Origin of the sequence: Tabrizicola oligotrophica (genome assembly GCF_011008935.1) — a bacterium.
GTDB classification, from domain to species: domain Bacteria; phylum Pseudomonadota; class Alphaproteobacteria; order Rhodobacterales; family Rhodobacteraceae; genus Tabrizicola_A; species Tabrizicola_A oligotrophica.
Genome location: NZ_JAAIVJ010000003.1, coordinates 342,923 through 360,494 on the forward strand (window position 1 = coordinate 342,923; position 17,572 = coordinate 360,494).

Annotated in this window: 14 protein-coding genes; 8 read left to right on the forward strand and 6 right to left on the reverse strand. The window is 65.6% G+C overall.

Going from position 1 to position 17,572, the window contains the following annotated elements; all coding sequences use genetic code 11:
* Window positions 1-9: 9 nt before the first annotated feature.
* Together G4Z14_RS08135 and G4Z14_RS08140 are read left to right on the forward strand one after the other, a co-directional pair.
* Window positions 10-1,788, forward strand: coding sequence for an autotransporter assembly complex protein TamA (locus G4Z14_RS08135; protein ID WP_164624535.1), 1,779 nt, complete (start codon window positions 10-12; stop codon window positions 1,786-1,788).
* Window positions 1,788-5,291, forward strand: coding sequence for a translocation/assembly module TamB domain-containing protein (locus G4Z14_RS08140; RefSeq protein WP_164624536.1), 3,504 nt, complete (start codon window positions 1,788-1,790; stop codon window positions 5,289-5,291). The genes G4Z14_RS08135 and G4Z14_RS08140 overlap by 1 nt, the downstream gene beginning before the upstream one ends.
* On the opposite strand, the gene G4Z14_RS08145 is transcribed toward G4Z14_RS08140, so the two are convergent.
* Window positions 5,285-6,121 carry a YihY/virulence factor BrkB family protein gene (locus tag G4Z14_RS08145; RefSeq protein ID WP_164624537.1) on the reverse strand — a complete coding sequence of 279 codons (837 nt, stop codon included), beginning with the start codon at window positions 6,119-6,121 and terminating at the stop codon, window positions 5,285-5,287. The two genes, G4Z14_RS08140 and G4Z14_RS08145, sit on opposite strands and share 7 nt — an antisense overlap.
* 39 nt (window positions 6,122-6,160) lie before the next feature.
* Window positions 6,161-7,189 (reverse strand): NAD(P)/FAD-dependent oxidoreductase, encoded by a 1,029-nt coding sequence (locus G4Z14_RS08150; protein ID WP_164624538.1) that lies wholly within the window; start codon window positions 7,187-7,189, stop codon window positions 6,161-6,163.
* 46 nt (window positions 7,190-7,235) lie between these two features.
* Between G4Z14_RS08150 and mnmD the strand changes: the two genes are divergently transcribed.
* Both mnmD and G4Z14_RS08160 read left to right on the forward strand, forming a co-directional pair.
* Complete coding sequence (gene mnmD / locus G4Z14_RS08155) at window positions 7,236-7,919, forward strand: tRNA (5-methylaminomethyl-2-thiouridine)(34)-methyltransferase MnmD (RefSeq protein WP_164624539.1); 684 nt, start codon at window positions 7,236-7,238, stop codon at window positions 7,917-7,919.
* Window positions 7,912-8,811 (forward strand): DMT family transporter, encoded by a 900-nt coding sequence (locus tag G4Z14_RS08160; RefSeq protein ID WP_164624540.1) that lies wholly within the window; start codon window positions 7,912-7,914, stop codon window positions 8,809-8,811. The genes mnmD and G4Z14_RS08160 overlap by 8 nt, the downstream gene beginning before the upstream one ends.
* Here the strand turns inward: G4Z14_RS08160 and G4Z14_RS08165 are convergent.
* Window positions 8,786-10,726, reverse strand: a complete 1,941-nt coding sequence (locus tag G4Z14_RS08165) for a lytic transglycosylase domain-containing protein (protein WP_164624541.1) — start codon at window positions 10,724-10,726, stop codon at window positions 8,786-8,788. The genes G4Z14_RS08160 and G4Z14_RS08165 overlap by 26 nt on opposite strands.
* 151 nt (window positions 10,727-10,877) lie before the next feature.
* Here G4Z14_RS08165 and dapA point away from each other — a divergent pair, with 151 nt between their 5' ends.
* Window positions 10,878-11,750, forward strand: coding sequence for a 4-hydroxy-tetrahydrodipicolinate synthase (gene dapA / locus G4Z14_RS08170; protein WP_164624542.1), 873 nt, complete (start codon window positions 10,878-10,880; stop codon window positions 11,748-11,750).
* Window positions 11,751-11,823: 73 nt separating this feature from the next.
* A complete protein-coding gene (locus G4Z14_RS08175) occupies window positions 11,824-12,672 on the forward strand; it encodes a DMT family transporter (protein WP_164624543.1) in 849 nt (282 codons plus the stop codon).
* On the opposite strand, the gene G4Z14_RS08180 is transcribed toward G4Z14_RS08175, so the two are convergent.
* The 3 genes from G4Z14_RS08180 to G4Z14_RS08190 are packed head-to-tail and all read right to left on the reverse strand — an operon-like array spanning window position 12,669 to window position 15,226.
* The gene (locus G4Z14_RS08180; RefSeq protein ID WP_164624544.1) at window positions 12,669-13,766 is read right to left on the reverse strand and encodes a cupin domain-containing protein; all 1,098 of its coding nucleotides are present in this window, start codon (window positions 13,764-13,766) and stop codon (window positions 12,669-12,671) included. The two genes, G4Z14_RS08175 and G4Z14_RS08180, sit on opposite strands and share 4 nt — an antisense overlap.
* Entirely contained in the window at window positions 13,763-14,353 is a 591-nt protein-coding gene (locus G4Z14_RS08185) for a helix-turn-helix domain-containing protein (RefSeq protein WP_164624545.1), read from the reverse strand. Before G4Z14_RS08185 ends, G4Z14_RS08180 begins: the two co-directional genes overlap by 4 nt.
* A gap of 36 nt (window positions 14,354-14,389) precedes the next feature.
* A complete protein-coding gene (locus tag G4Z14_RS08190) occupies window positions 14,390-15,226 on the reverse strand; it encodes an SDR family oxidoreductase (protein WP_164624546.1) in 837 nt (278 codons plus the stop codon).
* Window positions 15,227-15,299: 73 nt separating this feature from the next.
* On the opposite strand from G4Z14_RS08190, the gene G4Z14_RS08195 reads away from it, so the two are divergent.
* Together G4Z14_RS08195 and G4Z14_RS08200 are read left to right on the forward strand one after the other, a co-directional pair.
* Window positions 15,300-15,938, forward strand: coding sequence for a class I SAM-dependent DNA methyltransferase (locus G4Z14_RS08195; RefSeq protein ID WP_164624547.1), 639 nt, complete (start codon window positions 15,300-15,302; stop codon window positions 15,936-15,938).
* A gap of 73 nt (window positions 15,939-16,011) precedes the next feature.
* The gene (locus G4Z14_RS08200; RefSeq protein WP_164624548.1) at window positions 16,012-17,490 is read left to right on the forward strand and encodes an AMP nucleosidase; all 1,479 of its coding nucleotides are present in this window, start codon (window positions 16,012-16,014) and stop codon (window positions 17,488-17,490) included.
* Window positions 17,491-17,572 lie beyond the last annotated feature (82 nt).

Genomic DNA, 17,572 nt, shown 5'->3' on the forward strand with positions numbered 1-17,572 from the left:
TTGGGTCGCATGGGTGTTTTCGCGCTGGCCTTTGTCGCGTCTTCTGCGCAGGCACTTGATCGGGTTGAGTTTCTTGTCAACTCCGCAGATGGGGATCTGACCAGCGCCCTGCGTGCCGCTTCTGTGGTGCTGGCAAGCGAGCGGGATGGCCAGACCGCGGCGCAGGACATCCTGACAGATGGCCGCGCGGAATATGCCGCCCTTCTGAATGCGCTATACGCCCGCGGGCATTACTCGGGCGTGATCCATGTCTATGCCGATGGGCAAGAAGTGGCCGCGATCCCGCCGCTGGATGCCCCCTCTCGCATTGGCCACATCCGGATCACCGTCGATCCCGGCCCGCGTTTTGCGCTGTCACGCGCCAGCGTAGAGCCGCTGCCCCGCCGCCCGGACCTGCCCAAGGGTTTTCGCCCCGGTGCGCCCGCCGAAAGCGGTGTCATCCTCGGCGCGGCGACGGCTGCGGTCGATGGCTGGCGGGCGCAGGGCAACGCCAAGGCCCGCATCTCGGCGCAGGACATCGTGGCCGACCACGCCCGCGCCACGCTTTCCGCCACCATTCGGGTAGAGCCCGGCCCGGTCCTGCGCTTTGGGCGTCTGACTGTGGAAGGTCAGGACCGGATGCGCGAAAATCGAATCCGCAAGATCGCGGGCCTGCCTGACGGCGCGCGGTTTGACCCCAGGGATCTTGACCGCGCCGCCGACCGTCTGCGGCGGACCGGTGTGTTCAAATCCGTCACGCTGACGGAAGACGAAGAGATCACCCGGCCCGACCTTCTGGGCATCACCGTCACTGTGGTCGAACAAAAGCCGCGCCACTACAGTTTCGGCGCGGAGCTGGCCAGCATGGACGGGCTGATGCTTTCGGCCAACTGGCTGCATCGCAACCTGATGGGCGGCGGCGAGCGGCTGGAACTCGGCGCCGAGCTCACCAATATCGGCACCAGCTCGGGCGGCACCGACTATATCCTCGGGGCCAGGATCAACCGTCCGGCCACCTTTACCCCCGATACCAGCCTGGGTCTGGCCTTTGAAATCAGTCGCCTCGACGAAGCGGATTTCGATGCCGATATCGCCAGCACAGGCGCCACGCTGACCCATGTGTTTTCCGACAGCCTGACCGGGCGCGTGGGGCTGGCCTATGAACATGCCGCGATCACCGATGCCATCGGCCAGCTCACCTATCGCAATCTGGCCCTGCCCCTTGGCCTGACCTGGGACCGCCGCGACAGCAAGACCGATGCCAGACGCGGCATCTACATCGACGCCGAAATCAAGCCGTTCAAGGGCTTCGGCATCACCGATGACGGCGTTCGGACCAAACTGGATTTGCGCGGCTACAGGGCTCTTGGGGCCGAACAGAGACTGGTTCTGGCTGCCCGCCTGCAACTGGGCGCGATTTTCGGAGCCTCGCTGCTTGGCACCCCGCGCGATGATCTGTTCTATTCTGGCGGGGCGGGAACGGTGCGCGGGCAGCCCTATCAGTCTCTGGGGGTCGAGATCCTGCGCGGCGGGCTGAACACCTCGATCGGGGCAAATCACTTTGTCGGCGCCTCGCTTGAAGCGCGGCTCAGGGCAACCGAACGGCTGGGGCTGGTCGGGTTTGTCGATGTGGGGCGTATCGACATTGGCGGCTTTTTCAACGACACCGGCGACTGGCACGCCGGTGCGGGGCTTGGCGTTCGCTATGCAACCGGCGTCGGCCCGCTGCGGCTTGATCTGGCCGCGCCGGTCGGCGGCAATACCGGCGACGGGCTGCAGATCTACCTTGGACTGGGGCAGGCCTTCTGATGAACCGCACCGCCCTCCTTGCGCTTTGCCTGCTGCCCCTGCCGGCTTTCGCCCAAAGCGATGACCGCAGCTATCTGACCGCCTTTCTGGAGGACAACCTTTCGGGGGCGGGTCGTCAGGTTGTCATTACCGGCTTTGATGGCGCCTTGTCTTCCCAGGCCCGCATCGCGGAACTGACCATCGCCGACGAACAGGGGGTCTGGCTGACCCTGCGCGATGTCGTGCTGGATTGGAACCGCAGCGCGCTGTTCAGTGGCAATGTCTCGGTCAACGAGCTTTCGGCCGCAGAGATCATCGTCGCGCGGCCGCCGGTAACCGGGGAAACCTCGCCCCAGCCCGAGGCGGGCAGCTTCAGCCTGCCGGACCTGCCGGTTTCGGTGGAAATCGGGCGGCTGGCAGCGGATCGCATCACTCTCGGGCCCGAGGTCCTGGGTCAGGCGGTGGAAGGACGGCTTGAGGCAGACCTGACACTTTCCGGCGGGATCGGTGATGCCAATCTGCTGCTGGAGCGGCAGGATTCCGGCCCGGATGGCCGCATTGCCCTGAAGGCCAGCTACTCCAACGAAACCCGCCTTCTCGGCCTTGACCTGACCGCTGCCGAAGCGGCGGGGGGGCTGGTGGCGACAGCCCTGAACCTGCCGGGCCATCCGGCGGCCGAACTGAAAATCATCGGCAACGGGCCGATCAGTGACTTTGTTGCCGATGTTGCCCTGTCAACCGACGGACAGCCACGGCTGGCGGGCCGTGTGGTCACGCAATCGGGCCTGACCGAAACCGGTTTTGCCGCGAACCTGTCAGGCGATGTCGCGCCGCTGTTTCTGCCGGATTACGCCGAATTCTTTGGCGACCGGGTGGAACTCGTCGGCTCTGGCACGGCTTTTGCCGATGGCCGCATCGACCTGTCGCGCCTGAGCGTGACCGCCAAGGCGATCGACCTTGCCGGATCGGTCTCGCTGGCGGCGGATGGCAGCCCGAGCCGCTTTGACCTGAAGGGCAGGCTTGCACATGCCGACAGGCAGCCCGTGCTCTTGCCGTTGACCACGGAGATACCGGTTCGCGTTGAAAGCGCCGATCTGGCGATCAGTTTCGACAAGAGCAGGGGAGAGGGGTGGCAGGCAGAAACCACAGTCTACGGGCTGGATAGAGCCGATTTTCGCGCCAACAAGCTGACTTTGACCGGATCCGGCCGAATCCGCCCGGGGGAATTCGGTGCGACCTGCAGGTTTCGCGGCGACGGCCTGCAGCCAACCGATGCCGCCATGGCCCGCGCGCTGGGTTCAAGGCTGTCGGGCGATGCGGTGTTGTATTATCGCCGCGCCGAGGGCAGTTTCGCCATCCCGGAGCTGAACCTGCAGGGTGCGGATTACGGCGCGACCCTTTCTGGTGCCCGGATTGCCGGGCTGGCAGAGGGGCTGGCGCTTTCGGGCAAGATCTCGGCCCGTCTGGACGACCTGTCGCGGCTGGACGGCTTGGCCGGGGTGCCTTTGGCGGGCTCGGCACAGGGCGAGATTTCCGGCAATTTCACCCCGCTGTCGGGCACCTTCGACCTTGCGGTAAAGGTCGACGGACAAGACATGCAAAGCGGTCAGGCGATGCTGGACAGCCTGATGCGGGGTCAGACGAGCCTGGCTGCCCATCTGCAGCGCAACGAGGCGGGCCTGCGGCTTTCAAGGGGCAGACTGACCGGCAACGGACTGGAAGCCCTGATTGAAGGCCTCATTTCCTCGACCGCCAGCGACCTGACCGCCCAATTCCGGCTGGACGACCTTGCCAGCCTTGGTGACGGCTTCGGCGGTGCGATCGAGGCCGGGGCGCGAATGACCGGCCCCTTGGCAACCGCCCACATCACCACGACGGCCAACGGCAAGGCCCTGCGCAGCGGCAACGCCGAAGTGGACAAGCTGCTGACCGGCGAAAGCCGGATTGCCGCCGATCTGGACCTGCGATCGGGCAAGGTACAGATCAACCGCGCCACGCTGACGAGCCCTGAAATCAAGGCCACCGTTGCCGGCCTCGCCGATGGCGCTGAACAGGTGCTGAACCTTGAGGCCAGTTTGCGCAACCTTGGGCTGCTGCTGCCGGAATTTCCGGGGCCATTGTCGGTAACCGGCACGATCACGCGCGACAGCGCCGGGATGGGGCTGGATGTGTCAGGCAAGGGGCCGGGTGGCATCGAGGCGGCGATCAAGGGGCAGATCGCGCCCGAGCGGTCCGATCTGACGATTCGCGGCCGGGCGCAGGCAGGTCTGGCCAACGCTTTCCTTTTGCCCCGTTCGATGGCCGGTCAGGTGGGGTTTGATCTGCGGCTGAATGGCCCGATGGCGCTTTCGTCGCTTTCCGGCCCGGTCACGCTGGAGCGCGGCCGGCTGTCCGATCCGTCGCTGGCCTTTGCTTTCGACGGGATCTCGGCCCGGGCCACGCTGTCGGGCGGGACGGTGAACCTCACAGGCTCCTTGCCGTTGACCACCTCGGGCAAGGTGGCAGTTTCCGGCACTGTTGGCCTTGCAGAGCCGTTTGTGTCGGCCTTGGGTCTTGATCTGCAAGGGGTCACCCTGCACGACCCCGACCTGTTTGAGACACGGCTGGCCGGCGCGCTGCGGCTTACCGGACCATTGCTGGCGCGGCCCCTGCTGGCGGGGCGGATCACCCTGATCGAGACCGAGCTGCGGGTTCCTTCCACCGGCTTTGGCGGCGCGGCGGGGCTGCCGGAGTTGCTCCACCGCAACGAGCCCGAAGATGTGCGCGCGACCCGCGCTCGGGCCGGCTTGCTGACCGAGGCTGAGGGCGCAGCGCGGTCAGGTGGCGGCGATCTGGGGCTGGATGTGACGATCTCGGCGCCGAACCGGGTTTTCATTCGCGGCCGCGGGCTTGATGCAGAGTTGGGCGGCGAGGTGCGGCTTTTGGGCAGCTTGTCGGCGCTGGCCCCGGCCGGGGCCTTCAACCTCATTCGCGGGCGACTGGACATTCTGGGCAAGCGCTTTGATCTGGATGAGGCGCTGATGCAGCTGGAGGGCGATCTGGTTCCCTTCCTGCGGATTGTGGCCAGCACGGAAAACGACGGCATCACCGCCAATGTGCTGATCGAGGGCCGCGCGGATGATCCGAAGGTCAGCTTCACCTCGACGCCGGACCTGCCGGAGGAAGAGGTTGTGGCCCAGCTTTTGTTCGGGCAGGGCTTGCAGAACCTGTCGGCCCTGCAGGCGCTGCAACTGGCCAGCGCGGTGGCCACGCTCGCCGGACGCGGCGGCGAGGGGGTCATGACGAAGCTGCGGCAGGGGATCGGCATCGACAACCTTGACGTCAAGACCACGGCGGAGGGTGGCACCGAGGTGACCGCGGGCAAATACATCGGCAAGAACGCCTATACCGAGGTGACAGTCGGGCAGGACGGCAAAAGCCAGATCAACCTCAACCTTGACCTGACCGACAGCATCACCCTGCGCGGGCGGGCCGGGTCTGACGGTCAGACCGGCGTCGGGGTGTTTGTCGAGAAGGACTACTGACGCTTGCGCCTATGCCGCTCGGCATCGACGGCGGCGCCAAGAAGCACCGCATAGGCCGAGACATACAGCCACATCATCAGCGCAGCGACTGCACCGATGGAGCCGTAAATCCTGTTGTAACTTGGAAAATTCTCAAGGTAGAGCATGAAGCCCCGCGTCGCCAGCACCCATAGGACCACTGCCACCAACAACCCCCAGGACAGCAGCGGCGGCGGCTTTGACCCGTGGTTCGGGCCCAGCCGATAGGCCAGCGCCATCGCCAGAATGCCAAGCCCGAGACCCAGCGCCATGTTGGTGCCTTGCAGGGCCCGCAGCCCATAGGCCCCCAAGGGCAGGAAGGCGACGATCAGCGGCAGGATCACCGCCAGCACCAGCGCCGCCAGCACCAGCCCGACCAGCACGAAGGTCAGCGCCACCGCCCGCAACTGGTGCCAATGGCCCGAGCGGTTCGGGCGATGGTGAATGGCATTCAGCCCGCGGATCAGCGCCGCCACGCCGGCACGGGCCGACCAGAGGGCGAAGGCCGTGGACAGCAGGGTAGTCAGACCGAGATTCGACGAGGTCGCGCTCAGAAGGCTTTCGACCTGTCCGGTGATGAGCGCCAGCACATCGGGCGGCAGAACCGGGCGCAGCAGCTCCAGCTCCTGCCGGATGACGCTCGGGTCGGAGACGAAGCCCCAGATGGCTATGACCGCTGCCGCCGCCGGAAAGATGGCAAGAAAGCCATAAAAGGCGACGCCCGCCGCGATCAGGTCAAGCTCGGCCTGTTCGGTGCGCCGGTAAAAGCGCCAGAAGGCAGCCAGAACATCGGGGGGAATGAAGCGACGCATGACGTCAAGATGGGTCAAGCCATCCCGCCGGGCAAGGGGTTAGAGCCGGAAGCCGTCAGGGATGCTGTCGCGGTCCTCCAGCACCAGATCGACCATGGTGGTCGCGACCTTGGGGGCCATGCCGAAACCGATCTTGAACCCGCCATTGGCGACAAAATGCCCGGGCCGACCTGGCCAGGCCCCCAGGATCGGCGCCTTGGTCCGGGCGCGGGGGCGGATGCCCGCCCAGCGCTCCAGAACCGGCGCAGCGGCAAGGATCGGCAGAGCGGTGGCCGCGCGCAGCAAGACAGTCTCTAACAGGCCATCAGTGACTGAATCATCTTGCCAGTGATGCTCGCTTGTCGACCCGATTGCGACGGTTCCATCGGCATGGGGAATGATGTGCAGGCCATCGACATAGAGTTGCGGCGCAGTCCGCGCGTCGAATTTCAGACTGATCGCCTGCCCCTTTACCCCGTCACCGACCGGGCGCCCAAGGTCGGCGGAGAGCTCGCGCAAGCCCTGCACCCCGGTTGCCCAGATGACCGGGCCTGCTTCGGTCGCGTCGCCTTCGATCACTTCGCCGCCGCGGGCGCGGATCGCAGCCACCAGCGCCGCCGCCGCCATGCGGGGATGCAGCCGCGCCGATAGCGTGTCATGCACCAGCCAGCCAGAGGCAGAGCGGGGCTCCCACGCGTCGCCTGTGGCGGGAACTACGCACCACTCGGCGAAACCATTCCAGAGACTAATGGCCGTTTCGTGACGTTTTCTGGCGAGATCAACCGCCGCGGCATCGGCCAGCGGCTGCAATCGGCCCACTCTGCCGTAGCCCGTGGGCAAACCGGCAGCCTGCGAAACCTGCCCCCAGAAGGCTTCGGCCATCACCAGGCTTTCCAGCTGAAATGCCTTCTTTGGGTTCCAGTTTTCCGGCACATGCGGCGACAGCGCGCCGACCAGCCCGCCGGACGACCCCGCGCCAATCCGGGCGCTCTCGATCAGTCGCACCCGCGCGCCGCGCCGGGCGGCCTCCCAGGCGATACACAGGCCAAAGGCGCCACCGCCGCGCACCGTAAGATCGACCCTTGCCATTCGCCAACGCCTTCCCCATGGTCCGCCCGAGTCGGAGATACGGCAGATGACGGGCGACGAACAGGGGCAGGGGCTTGATTGGCGCGACGGCGTCATCCCGGTGTCGCGCCGCTTCGACGACCCCTTTTTCTCGCTGAACGACGGGCTGGCCGAAACCCGCCATGTGTTTCTGGACGGCAACGATCTGCCCGCCCGCCTGCGCCCCGGATTTGGGGTGGCCGAGCTTGGCTTTGGCACCGGACTGAACCTCTTGGCCCTGCATCTTGCCAATCCGGGCGTTCCGCTGCGCTTCACCAGCTTTGAGGCCTTTCCGCTGACCGCAGACGAGATTGACCGCGCCTTGCAGCATTTCCCCGAGGCCCGAGCGGTGGCCGGGCCGTTTCTCGCGGCCTGGGAGCAAGGGATCAGACGGTTCCAGATCGGCGCGATCGCGGTTGACATTGTCATTGGTGATGCGCGGGAAACCTTGCCTGGCTGGCAGGGCCAGGCGGATGCCTGGTTCCTTGATGGCTTCTCGCCCGCCAAGAACCCCGAGCTTTGGGCGCCGGACCTGATGGCGGAAGTTGCCCGCCACACTGCGCCCGGCGGCAGTTTCGCCACCTACACCGCGGCGGGCCATGTTCGGCGGGCTCTGGCCGAAGCAGGGTTTCACGTGAAACGTTGCCCCGGCCACGGGCGCAAGCGGCATATGTCGGTCGGCCATTTGCCCGAGGACGGACAGGATGGTTGAGCAGAACAACCGCAAAGGCACGGTGTTCCTGATGTCGGCGATGCTGGTGTTCGCGGCACAGGACGGGATCTCGCGCCACCTTGGCAGTACATACAACGTGTTTTCCATCGTCATGCTGCGCTATTGGCTTTTTGCGGCCTTTGGCATCTGGTTGATGCTGCGGGCGCATCGCGGCATCGCGCCTGCCCTGTCCAGCCCGTTCAAGGCCATGCATGTCGGGCGAGGTCTGTTGCTGGTGGCGCAGATCTGCATCATGCAACTTGCCTTTGTCCGGCTTGGCCTGATCGAAAGCCATGCGGTCTTTACCACTTCGCCGCTGATGGTGGCCGCGCTGTCGGGTCCGATCCTTGGCGAGAAGGTGGGATGGCGGCGATGGGCGGCAATCGGGGTCGGCTGCCTGGGCGTGCTGGTCATTCTGAAACCGGGCGCCGGGGTGTTTTCGCTCTGGTCGCTGGTGCCGCTGCTCGGCGCTTTCCTCTACGCGCTTTACGGTCTCTTGACCCGCTATGTCGGACGGGCCGATTCCAGCCCCGTCAGCTTTTTCTGGATGGGCGCGATCGGAGCCGTCACCCTGACGGTGCCCGGCCTCTGGTTCTGGACGCCGATGACCCCCGGCGATTCGATCTGGATGGCCACCCTGTGCTGCACGGGCATTCTTGGCCACTACCTCCTGATCCGCTGCTACGAAGTTGCCGAAGCCAGCGCCGTGCAGCCCTTTGCCTATCTGCAACTGGTGTTCATCTCGATCTTCGGCATTACCATCTTCGGCGAGGTCCTGCGCTGGAACGTCGCCGCCGGCGCGCTGATCGTGGTCGCCGCCGGGCTCTTCACGCTTTGGCGGCAAAGGGTGCGCGCCCGGGCCGCAGCTACTGCCCGGTCAGCTCGGCCGTAAGCCGCACCGGGCCGGCCTGCCCTTTCAGCCGTTGGCGATAGATCACCAGACTTTCGGACACCCGCATCACATAGGTCCGGGTTTCGGCGAAGGGGATGGTCTCCACCCAGTCCACCGGATCACCGCTGCGCGGATCGCCGAATTCCGCCACCCACTTGCGCGGCCGCCCCGGGCCAGCGTTGTAACCTGACGCAACCATGGCGACCGAGGGGCCGAACTCCTCGACCATCTTCGCCAGATAGGCCGCACCCAGAGTGGCATTGTGGGCCGGATCAGAAGTCAGCTGCCGCGTCTCATGCGCAAGACCCATGCCCTTGGCCATCCGCCCGGCCGTTTCCGGCAAGAGTTGCATCAACCCCATCGCATTGGCATGACTGCGCGCAGCCGGATCAAACTCGGATTCGCGGCGACTGATCGCCAGCGCCAAAGCACGGCTGACCGCAAGGTTGTCGGGCACCATGTCAGGCACCGGGTAATAGGCGCGCGGCAGGATCCAGCCCTTCTCGGCCGCCTGCTTGGCCACCACCAGCGCGATATGCGGATCCTCCAGCAACAGCGCAAGGTCGCTCAGCGCCTCCAGCCCGGCGCGGTCCTGACTTTCGGCCAGATGCAGGAAGAACCGCTTGGCGAGGTTGGTGTCCCCGACATCCTCGGCAAGCCGGGCTGCGGCCAGCACCGAGGAACCGGCAAAGGCGGCGGTCTTGTAGCCCCGCGCCGGCTCGCCAACTGCGATCAGGGCCGGGTCCAGCGACAGGCCCAGCTTTTCAGCCGCCAACTGTCCGTAATAGGCGGTCTGATACTGCGCGGCCGATTGATAAGCCGCTTGCGCACCTGTCGCATCGCCCTTGGCCTCCAGCGCCCGCCCAGTCCAGTAATCCGCGCGCGACAGGCTGATCGGCGTCTTCACCCCGGCCTTGAGATCGGCAAAATGCCGCAGGGCGGTGTCAGCATCGCCCAGCTTCCGCAATGCGATGAAGCCGGCCAGAAACTCCAGATCGGCCCGGTCGCTCCCCTCTTTCAGGTGGTGCCGGGCTGCAAGCCGATAGGCCGTGCTTTCCTGGCCGTTGCGCATCAGCCACCGCGCCAGAAGCGCGCGGCGCTCGGCCCAGGCCTCGGGGCGCCCCAGCCGCGCCGGGCTGTCAGAGCGCTCCAGCAGCAATTCCGTGGCGTCAGGATAGTTGTCGCGCCGCATCCGCCAGAGAAACCGCTCATAAGCCAGACCGGGATCGTCCTTCAGCGCCGCTGGAACCGCGTCGATCAGCGCGCTTGCCCCCGCCTTGTCGGCCCGCAGCGCCAAGCGCGCCTTGGCCAAGGCCTGCCAGCCGGCCGAGACCCGCGGCACCATGCGCAGCGCCTCGGCGGTCCGCTTGCCATCCCAGAGCAGATTGTCCAGTCGCACCTCATGCGCCACGGCCATCGCCTCGCCTTGCAGATCCAGCAAGGCGGCCTCCTCATCCGCTTCGAATTTCAGCACAGCCCAGGCGCGATGGGCCTCCGCTTCCGCCTCACCGGGCCGGGCAGACTGCATCAGGGCCTTGACCAAGGCGACAGCCCCCTCCCCCGTCGCCGGTTTGGCCGCGCCGAAATAGGCGATCACCCGGGCCGGGTCCGTTGACCGCGCCACGGCCACTTCGCCCTTTTCCCGCAAGAGCGCCAGACCGGGCCAATCCGGATGCCGGGCCAGAAAGGCCTCATAATCCCCCAGCCGCGCCGCCTCGTCGCCGCCGCGCAGCCGGTGCCATTCCACCAGATCGGCGGCGCCCCCCCCCACCCCCGCGACGGCGGCCGAGGCGTTGGCCCAATCCTTGCCCGAAGCCAGTCGCAGGCCTTCGCGCAAGGCGTCTTCGGTCGGGCCGGCATGGGCAGGCAGCGCCATGGCGGCAAGGACGGGGATCATCAGGGCAAGACGTTTCATGCCGGTGATCCTGCCAGACACCCTCTGTCCCCACAACCCAAAGCCCCGTGAAGTCTGGCGTATCGGCAATGCTTGGCATTTCCCCCCCGCCCGTTTATTGAGGCTCCGTTTGCAACCGGGCGCAAATGCCCACCCCAGAAGGAGACGTGTCATGATCAAAGGGTCCATTCCAGCCCTGGTGACGCCGTTCAAGAACGGCGAGCTGGATCTTGATACGCTCAAACATCTGGTCGAATGGCAAATCGCCGAAGGCTCCACCGGCCTCGTGCCGGTCGGAACCACCGGCGAAAGCCCGACGCTGAGCCATGAAGAACACCAGACCGTCATCGAGGTGGTGGTGAAAACCGCCCGCGGCCGGGTGCCGGTGATCGCCGGGGCCGGGTCGAACAACACGGTCGAGGGCATCTCGCTGATGCGCTTTGCCGAAAGTGTCGGCGCCGATGCCGCACTGGTGGTGACGCCCTATTACAACAAGCCGACCCAGGCCGGCATGGTGGCGCATTACACCGCGCTGCACGACTGCTGCAATCTGCCGATCGTGATCTACAACATCCCCGGCCGCTCGGTGGTCGACATGTCGCCCGACACGATGGGCCAGCTTGCCAAGCTGCCGCGGATCATCGGCGTCAAGGATGCGACCGGCAAGATCGAGCGGGTCTCGATGCAGCGCGCGACCTGCGGGGCGGATTTCATCCAGCTTTCGGGCGAGGATGCCACCGCGCTTGGCTTCAACGCCCATGGCGGGGTGGGTTGCATCTCGGTCACCGCCAACGTCGCGCCGCGGCTTTGCGCCGAGTTTCAAGCAGCGACGCTGGCGGGCGATTACAAAAAGGCGCTCGGCTATCAGGACAAGCTGATGCCGCTGCACGAGGCGATCTTCCTTGAACCCGGTCTGGCCGGGGCCAAGTATGGCCTGTCGCTCCTCGGCAAGTGCAGCGAAGACGTGCGCCTGCCCTTGGTCACGCTGACCGACGGCACCAAGGCCCGCATCAAGGCCGCGATGAGCCACGCCGGGCTGATCTGACCCCCTCATCGTCGCCGTTCCGGCGCTCCTCGGGGTCCAACGACGAGCGTCGAAGACGACGAGGAGTTTGGCCATGACCGACAACCAGCGCGGCAGCCTGTTCATGACCCTCTCCATGGCGGGTTTCGCCGTGGAGGACATGTTCATCAAGTCGACCGCGCAAAGCCTGCCCGTCGGGCAGGTCTTGCTGGTCATGGGCCTTTGTGGCGCGCTGTGGTTTGCTCTTTTGTCCCACCGCGCCAGCGAACCTGCCCTGCCGCCGGCGCTCTGGTCGCGCACCATGGCGCTGCGCTCTTGCTTCGAAGTGACGGGCCGGCTCTTCTACGCGCTTGCCATCGCCCTCACGCCGCTGTCCGTCGCTTCCTCGATCCTGCAAGCGACACCTCTGGTCGTGGTTCTCGGCGCTGCCCTGATCTTTGACGAAAAGGTCGGAGCAAGGCGCTGGATGCTGACGACCCTTGGCTTCATCGGCGTCCTCGTGATCCTGCGCCCCGGGCTTGACGGCTTCGACGCCCAGTCGCTTCTGGCTGTGATCGGCCTTATCGGCTTTGCCGGACGCGATCTTGCCACCCGCGCCGCGCCGCCTGTGCTGTCAAACGCCCAACTCGGCACCGCGGGCTTTCTGGTTCTGGCCGCATCCGGTGCCGTGATCCTTGCCGTCACCCACCGCCCGGAACTCCCCGACCCGGTCGAAGCCGCCCAGATCCTTGGTGCCACTGTCTTTGGCGTCCTCGGCTACAGCTTCCTCACCCGCGCCATGCGGACGGGCGCGGTTTCGGCCGTCACCCCCTTCCGCTACACGCGCCTCCTGTTTGCCATGGCCCTCGGCATGGCGGTCTTCGGCGAGCGCCCGGATGCCGCCACGCTCATTGGCGCGGCGATCATCATCTTGTGCGGCGTATTGATCCTGACCCGCCGCTAAAGGTTGGTCACGGTGGTCGTGAAGCCTGCGGGCAGCGTCGCCTCCAGCAGTTCCAGATCCGCCGAACAGTCCCCGTATTGCACCGCCATCCCCGGCGGGATGACAAAAGCATCCCCCGCCGAAAGTGTGCGGTCCGGCTCGCCCCTGGCTTTCAGCGTCATGGTGCCTTCCAGAACGAAGGTGAAATGGATGTCCGTGTCATGCTTCGTTGCGGGCGGCGTACCGCCGTCGAACCTCGCCACCTGAATATTCGCAACCCCCCGTGTGCCCGCTGCAATGCCCGTGTCGCGGGCAGTAAAGCCCGGAATGCGGAAGGGCTGCCAAACCGCCTTGTCCTTCACATGATGCACGAATCGCTGACCCTGCCATTCGCGCGCCGGGTCGCCCTTGCCGTTCGGCAGAGTCATGTCGTGGTCGATCGTGGTGATATGTTCGGCCGGAACCCCGATCTCAATCACCTCGATGTTCGGCGAGGCATGGCACACCCGATGTCGGATTTCCGGCGGCTGGATCACGCAATCGCCGGCCGAAAGCCGCAGCATCTCGTTGCCCTGATCTTCGTAAAGCACGTCGACCCAGCCCTTGTAGCAGTAGATCAGCTGAAAGCCGACGGTATGGTAATGCACCATATCCGGTACCGGGCCACCGTCCGGGATGCGGATATGGCTGGCGATGATCGACCCGCCGAGGCGGCTGGGGATCAGGTCACGGTATTGCATCCCCGCCCGGCCGATGACCCAGGGCGCGGAATCCTTCAGCCGCCGCACACCGAATTCATGCACGGTCCTGGGCTGCACCAGCTGCGGCGACAGCGCCACCACCTCGATCTCGGTGCCGTTCGGTGCCAGCAGCCGGTCCAGCCCACCGGCAAAACTGGCCGGATCATCGGTCAGGATGCGGATCTTGCCCGGCCCGACCTTGGCAGATCTGTCGATCCGCACCCGCAGCCCATGGCCTGACAGCGTCGCAACCGAAGGATTGTCGGCGGGAAAGATGTTCTCCAGCCGCATGCCAAGGGTCTTGGTAAAGAACGGCAGATCATTGCGCAGCTCATTGGTCGGCAACAGGATTTCGGCAAGAATGGCATCGGTCATGAGGGGGCGTCCTTTGCAAGCGGATGCGGGGAAATGGCCGAGGAGACTACAAGGAACACGGCCTCGGCTCCTTGCTCCGTCAGATAGGCGTGCGGGTCAGTGGCGTCGAAATACAAGCTGTCGCCGGTTTCCAGCCGCAGCGGCGTGTAACTTTCCGACACAAAGATCAGCGGGCCTTGCAGCACATGCAGATATTCCTCGCCCGCATGTGCCAACAACCCACCGACCTGCGCCGGATCATGCGCAGTGGTGCGGTTGACGAAGGGATGCATCGCCTTTTGCCGCAGATCGCCGGCTATCAGCCGCGCTTCAAGTCGCGGGGTCGCAAATGCCGCCCCTTCACCGGCGCGGGTCAGGCTGCGGCGGCCGCGAAGCGGGCTGTCCTCCTGGAAGAAATCTGCGATCTCGACGCCGAACATCTGCGCCAACCCGTAAAGGTGCGGGGCAGAGACCTGGCTGTGCCCGGTCTCGATCCGGCTCATAGTGGCTTCGGAAACCCCTGTGCCCGCGGCCACTTCGGCCAGCGAAAGCTGACGCGACAAGCGCAGGGCGCGGATACGGGAGCCAAGATCGGAATCGGATTTCATGATTCCAATATGCACGAATCTTGCATATTTGCAAGTTTATTGCGAATCCAGCAACGCGGCCAAACCGGCGCGGTAGTCGGGATAACGCAGCGTCACCCCCAACTCGAGCTTGATCCGGTCATTCCGCACCCGTTTTGACTCGGCGTAAAAGCTGCGCGCCATCGGGGTCATTTGCGCCTCATCATAGGGAATGGCGGGCGGCTCGGGCAGGCCGAGAAGATCGGCGGCATGGCTCAGAACATCCTCGGGCGGGGCCGGGTCGTCATCGCAGACATTGTAAATTGCGCCGGGGTTCGGGCAGGCCATGGACGCGGCCAACGTCTGGGCAATGTCCTCGACGTGAATGCGGGAAAACACCTGGCCGGGCTTGAGGATCCGTCGCGCGCTGCCGTCGCGCACCTTTTCGAAAGGCCCGCGACCAGGACCATAGATGCCGGCCAACCGGAAGATGTGGACAGGCAGACCGGTGGCCAGCCACGCCTCTTCGGCCAGAACCCGTTGCCGGGCGCGCAGCGATTGCGGGTTGACCGGGGTTCCTTCGTCCACCCAGCCGCCCTCGTGGTCGCCATAAACCGCCGTGGTCGACAGATAGCCGACCCATACCGGCTTCGCCGCACGCAGCGCCGTCCCGGCCTCCCGCAAGAACGGGTCGCCCACCGAGTCCGGCGCGGCAGAGGCGAGGATATGGGTGCTGCGCGTCAAGACCGCGGCCAGATCGGTGGGCCAGAGCAGCGGCTCCACCCCTGCGGCGCGCAACTCCTCGGCGCGCGCCGGGGTGCGACAGGTGCCAATGACGGTCCAGCCTTTCGGCAACAATCGGGCGGCAAGTGCGCTGGCGGTATAGCCATGGCCAAGAGAAAGCAGCGTGTTCATGGCCGCACTATTGCGACAGGCCGGCGTCGCGGCAAGGCTTGATCGGCGCGACGCCTTGCCTCAGCATCGTTGCATGACCAACCCCGACCTCTCTGGCGCCCTGACCCTTGCCAGCCCCGAAGCCTGTCTTGCCCATTACAGGGCCTGGGCGGAAAGCTATGATGCGGGCTTTGCCAGCGACATGGAGTATCGCCTCCCGGCCCATGTCGCGGCAGCCTTCATGGCCGCCGGAGGCGGCAGCCCGGTTCTGGACATCGGAGCCGGCACCGGTCTTTTGGCAGAACGGCTGCGCGACATGGGACAGGACGGCCCGATTGATGCGGTCGACTTCTCGGCGGAAATGCTGGAGCGGGCAAGGGCCAAAGGGATTTACCGCCGCCTGACACAGGCCGATATCACCCGGCCGATTGCCCTGCCGCGGCAATATGGCGGCCTCGTCAGCTCCGGCACCTTCACCGCCGGCCATGTCGGGCCAGACGCCCTGCCCAACCTTCTGGCGCTGGCCCTGCCGGGGGCGCGGTTTGCCCTGTCGGTCAATCTGCGCGTCTGGCAGGCCATGGGCTTTGACCGGGCGCTCGCCAACCTGCAAGACGCAGGCCACATCGCCGGAATGCAGGTGATCGAGGTGCAGGTCTACGGCCCGGCCGCGGCGACGATCGACCCGGCCCATGCCGATGACCGGGCGCAGATCGTGCTGTTCCGCGTCGCCTGACGTCATCAAGACTTCACTTGCGGCACCCGCCCGCTTCCGGTTTAGATGCGCGATCAAACGGAAGAAGCAACAGATGCAAGACGATCCCATTCCGGTCCTGACCCCGGAACATACCGACCCGCAAGCCTTTGACGACGCAGCCCTAGCCGTCGCCCGGCTTGAATCGCTCTATGCCGAGGCAACCAGCTTTCTGGCCAGTCATTTCAGCCAGGCCGTTCAGGGGGCGAAACCCGCAACCCGTGTCCGTGCCTTTTATCCCGAGATTCGCCTCACCGTCATCAGCCATGCCAAGGTCGACAGCCGCCTGTCCTTTGGCCATGTCTCCGGCCCCGGCACCTATGCGACGACCATCACCCGGCCCGACCTGTTCCGCGCCTATCTGACCCAGCAGATCGCCCTGCTGATGGAAAACCACGGCGTTACGGTGCAGATCGGCCCCTCGGCCACCCCCATTCCGGTGCATTTCGCGGTGGCCGGCAACCCGACTGTCGCGGTGCCGCAAGAGGGCGTGCTGGAGTTCTCGCTGCGCGATGTCTTTGACGTGCCGGACCTGGCCACCACCAACGACGACATCGTCAACGGCACCCGGACTTTCAACGACGACGGCTCGATGCCGCTGGCACCTTTCACGGCGCAGCGGGTGGATTACTCGCTGGCGCGGCTCAGCCATTACACCGCGACCGATGCGGTGCATTTCCAGAACCATGTGCTGTTCACCAACTACCAGTTCTACGTCGACGAGTTCGAATGCTACGCCCGCGCCATGCTGGCCGACAAATCGCAGGGCTATGTCAGCTTCGTCGCCACCGGCAATCAGGAAATCTTCACGCCGGACGGGGCGATCGTGCAGCCCTCGAAGATGCCGCAGATGCCGACCTATCACCTGAAACGCGCCGATGGGCAGGGCATCACGCTGGTCAACATCGGGGTCGGGCCATCGAATGCCAAGACCGCGACCGACCATATCGCGGTGCTGCGGCCGCATGCGTGGCTGATGGTGGGCCATTGCGCGGGGCTGCGCAACAGCCAGAGCCTTGGAGATTTCTGCCTCGCCCATGCCTACCTGCGCGAGGATCATGTGCTGGATGACGACCTGCCCGTCTGGGTGCCGATCCCGGCGCTGGCCGAAATCCAGATCGCGCTGGAAGAGGCGGTGGCCGAGGTCACGCAGCTGAAAGGCTACGAGCTGAAGCGCATCATGCGGACCGGCACGGTGGCCACCATCGACAACCGCAACTGGGAACTGCGCGACCAGTCCGGCCCGGTGCGCCGCCTGTCGCAATCGCGCGCCATCGCGCTGGACATGGAAAGCGCCACCATCGCCGCCAACGGCTTTCGGTTCCGGGTGCCCTATGGCACGCTGCTGTGTGTCAGCGACAAGCCGCTGCATGGCGAGCTGAAGCTGCCGGGCATGGCGAGCGACTTTTACAAGACACAGGTCAGCCGCCACTTGCAGATCGGCATCCGCGCCATGGAGCGGCTGCGCGAGACGCCGGTGGCGCGCATCCACAGCCGCAAGCTGCGGAGTTTCGAGGAAACCGCCTTCCTTTGACGCTTCGTGAGGCAGGAAAAGCCGGGACGGAAAGGAAAAACCCCTTGCGTTACAGGCTTGAAACATGGGAAGCCATGCCGTC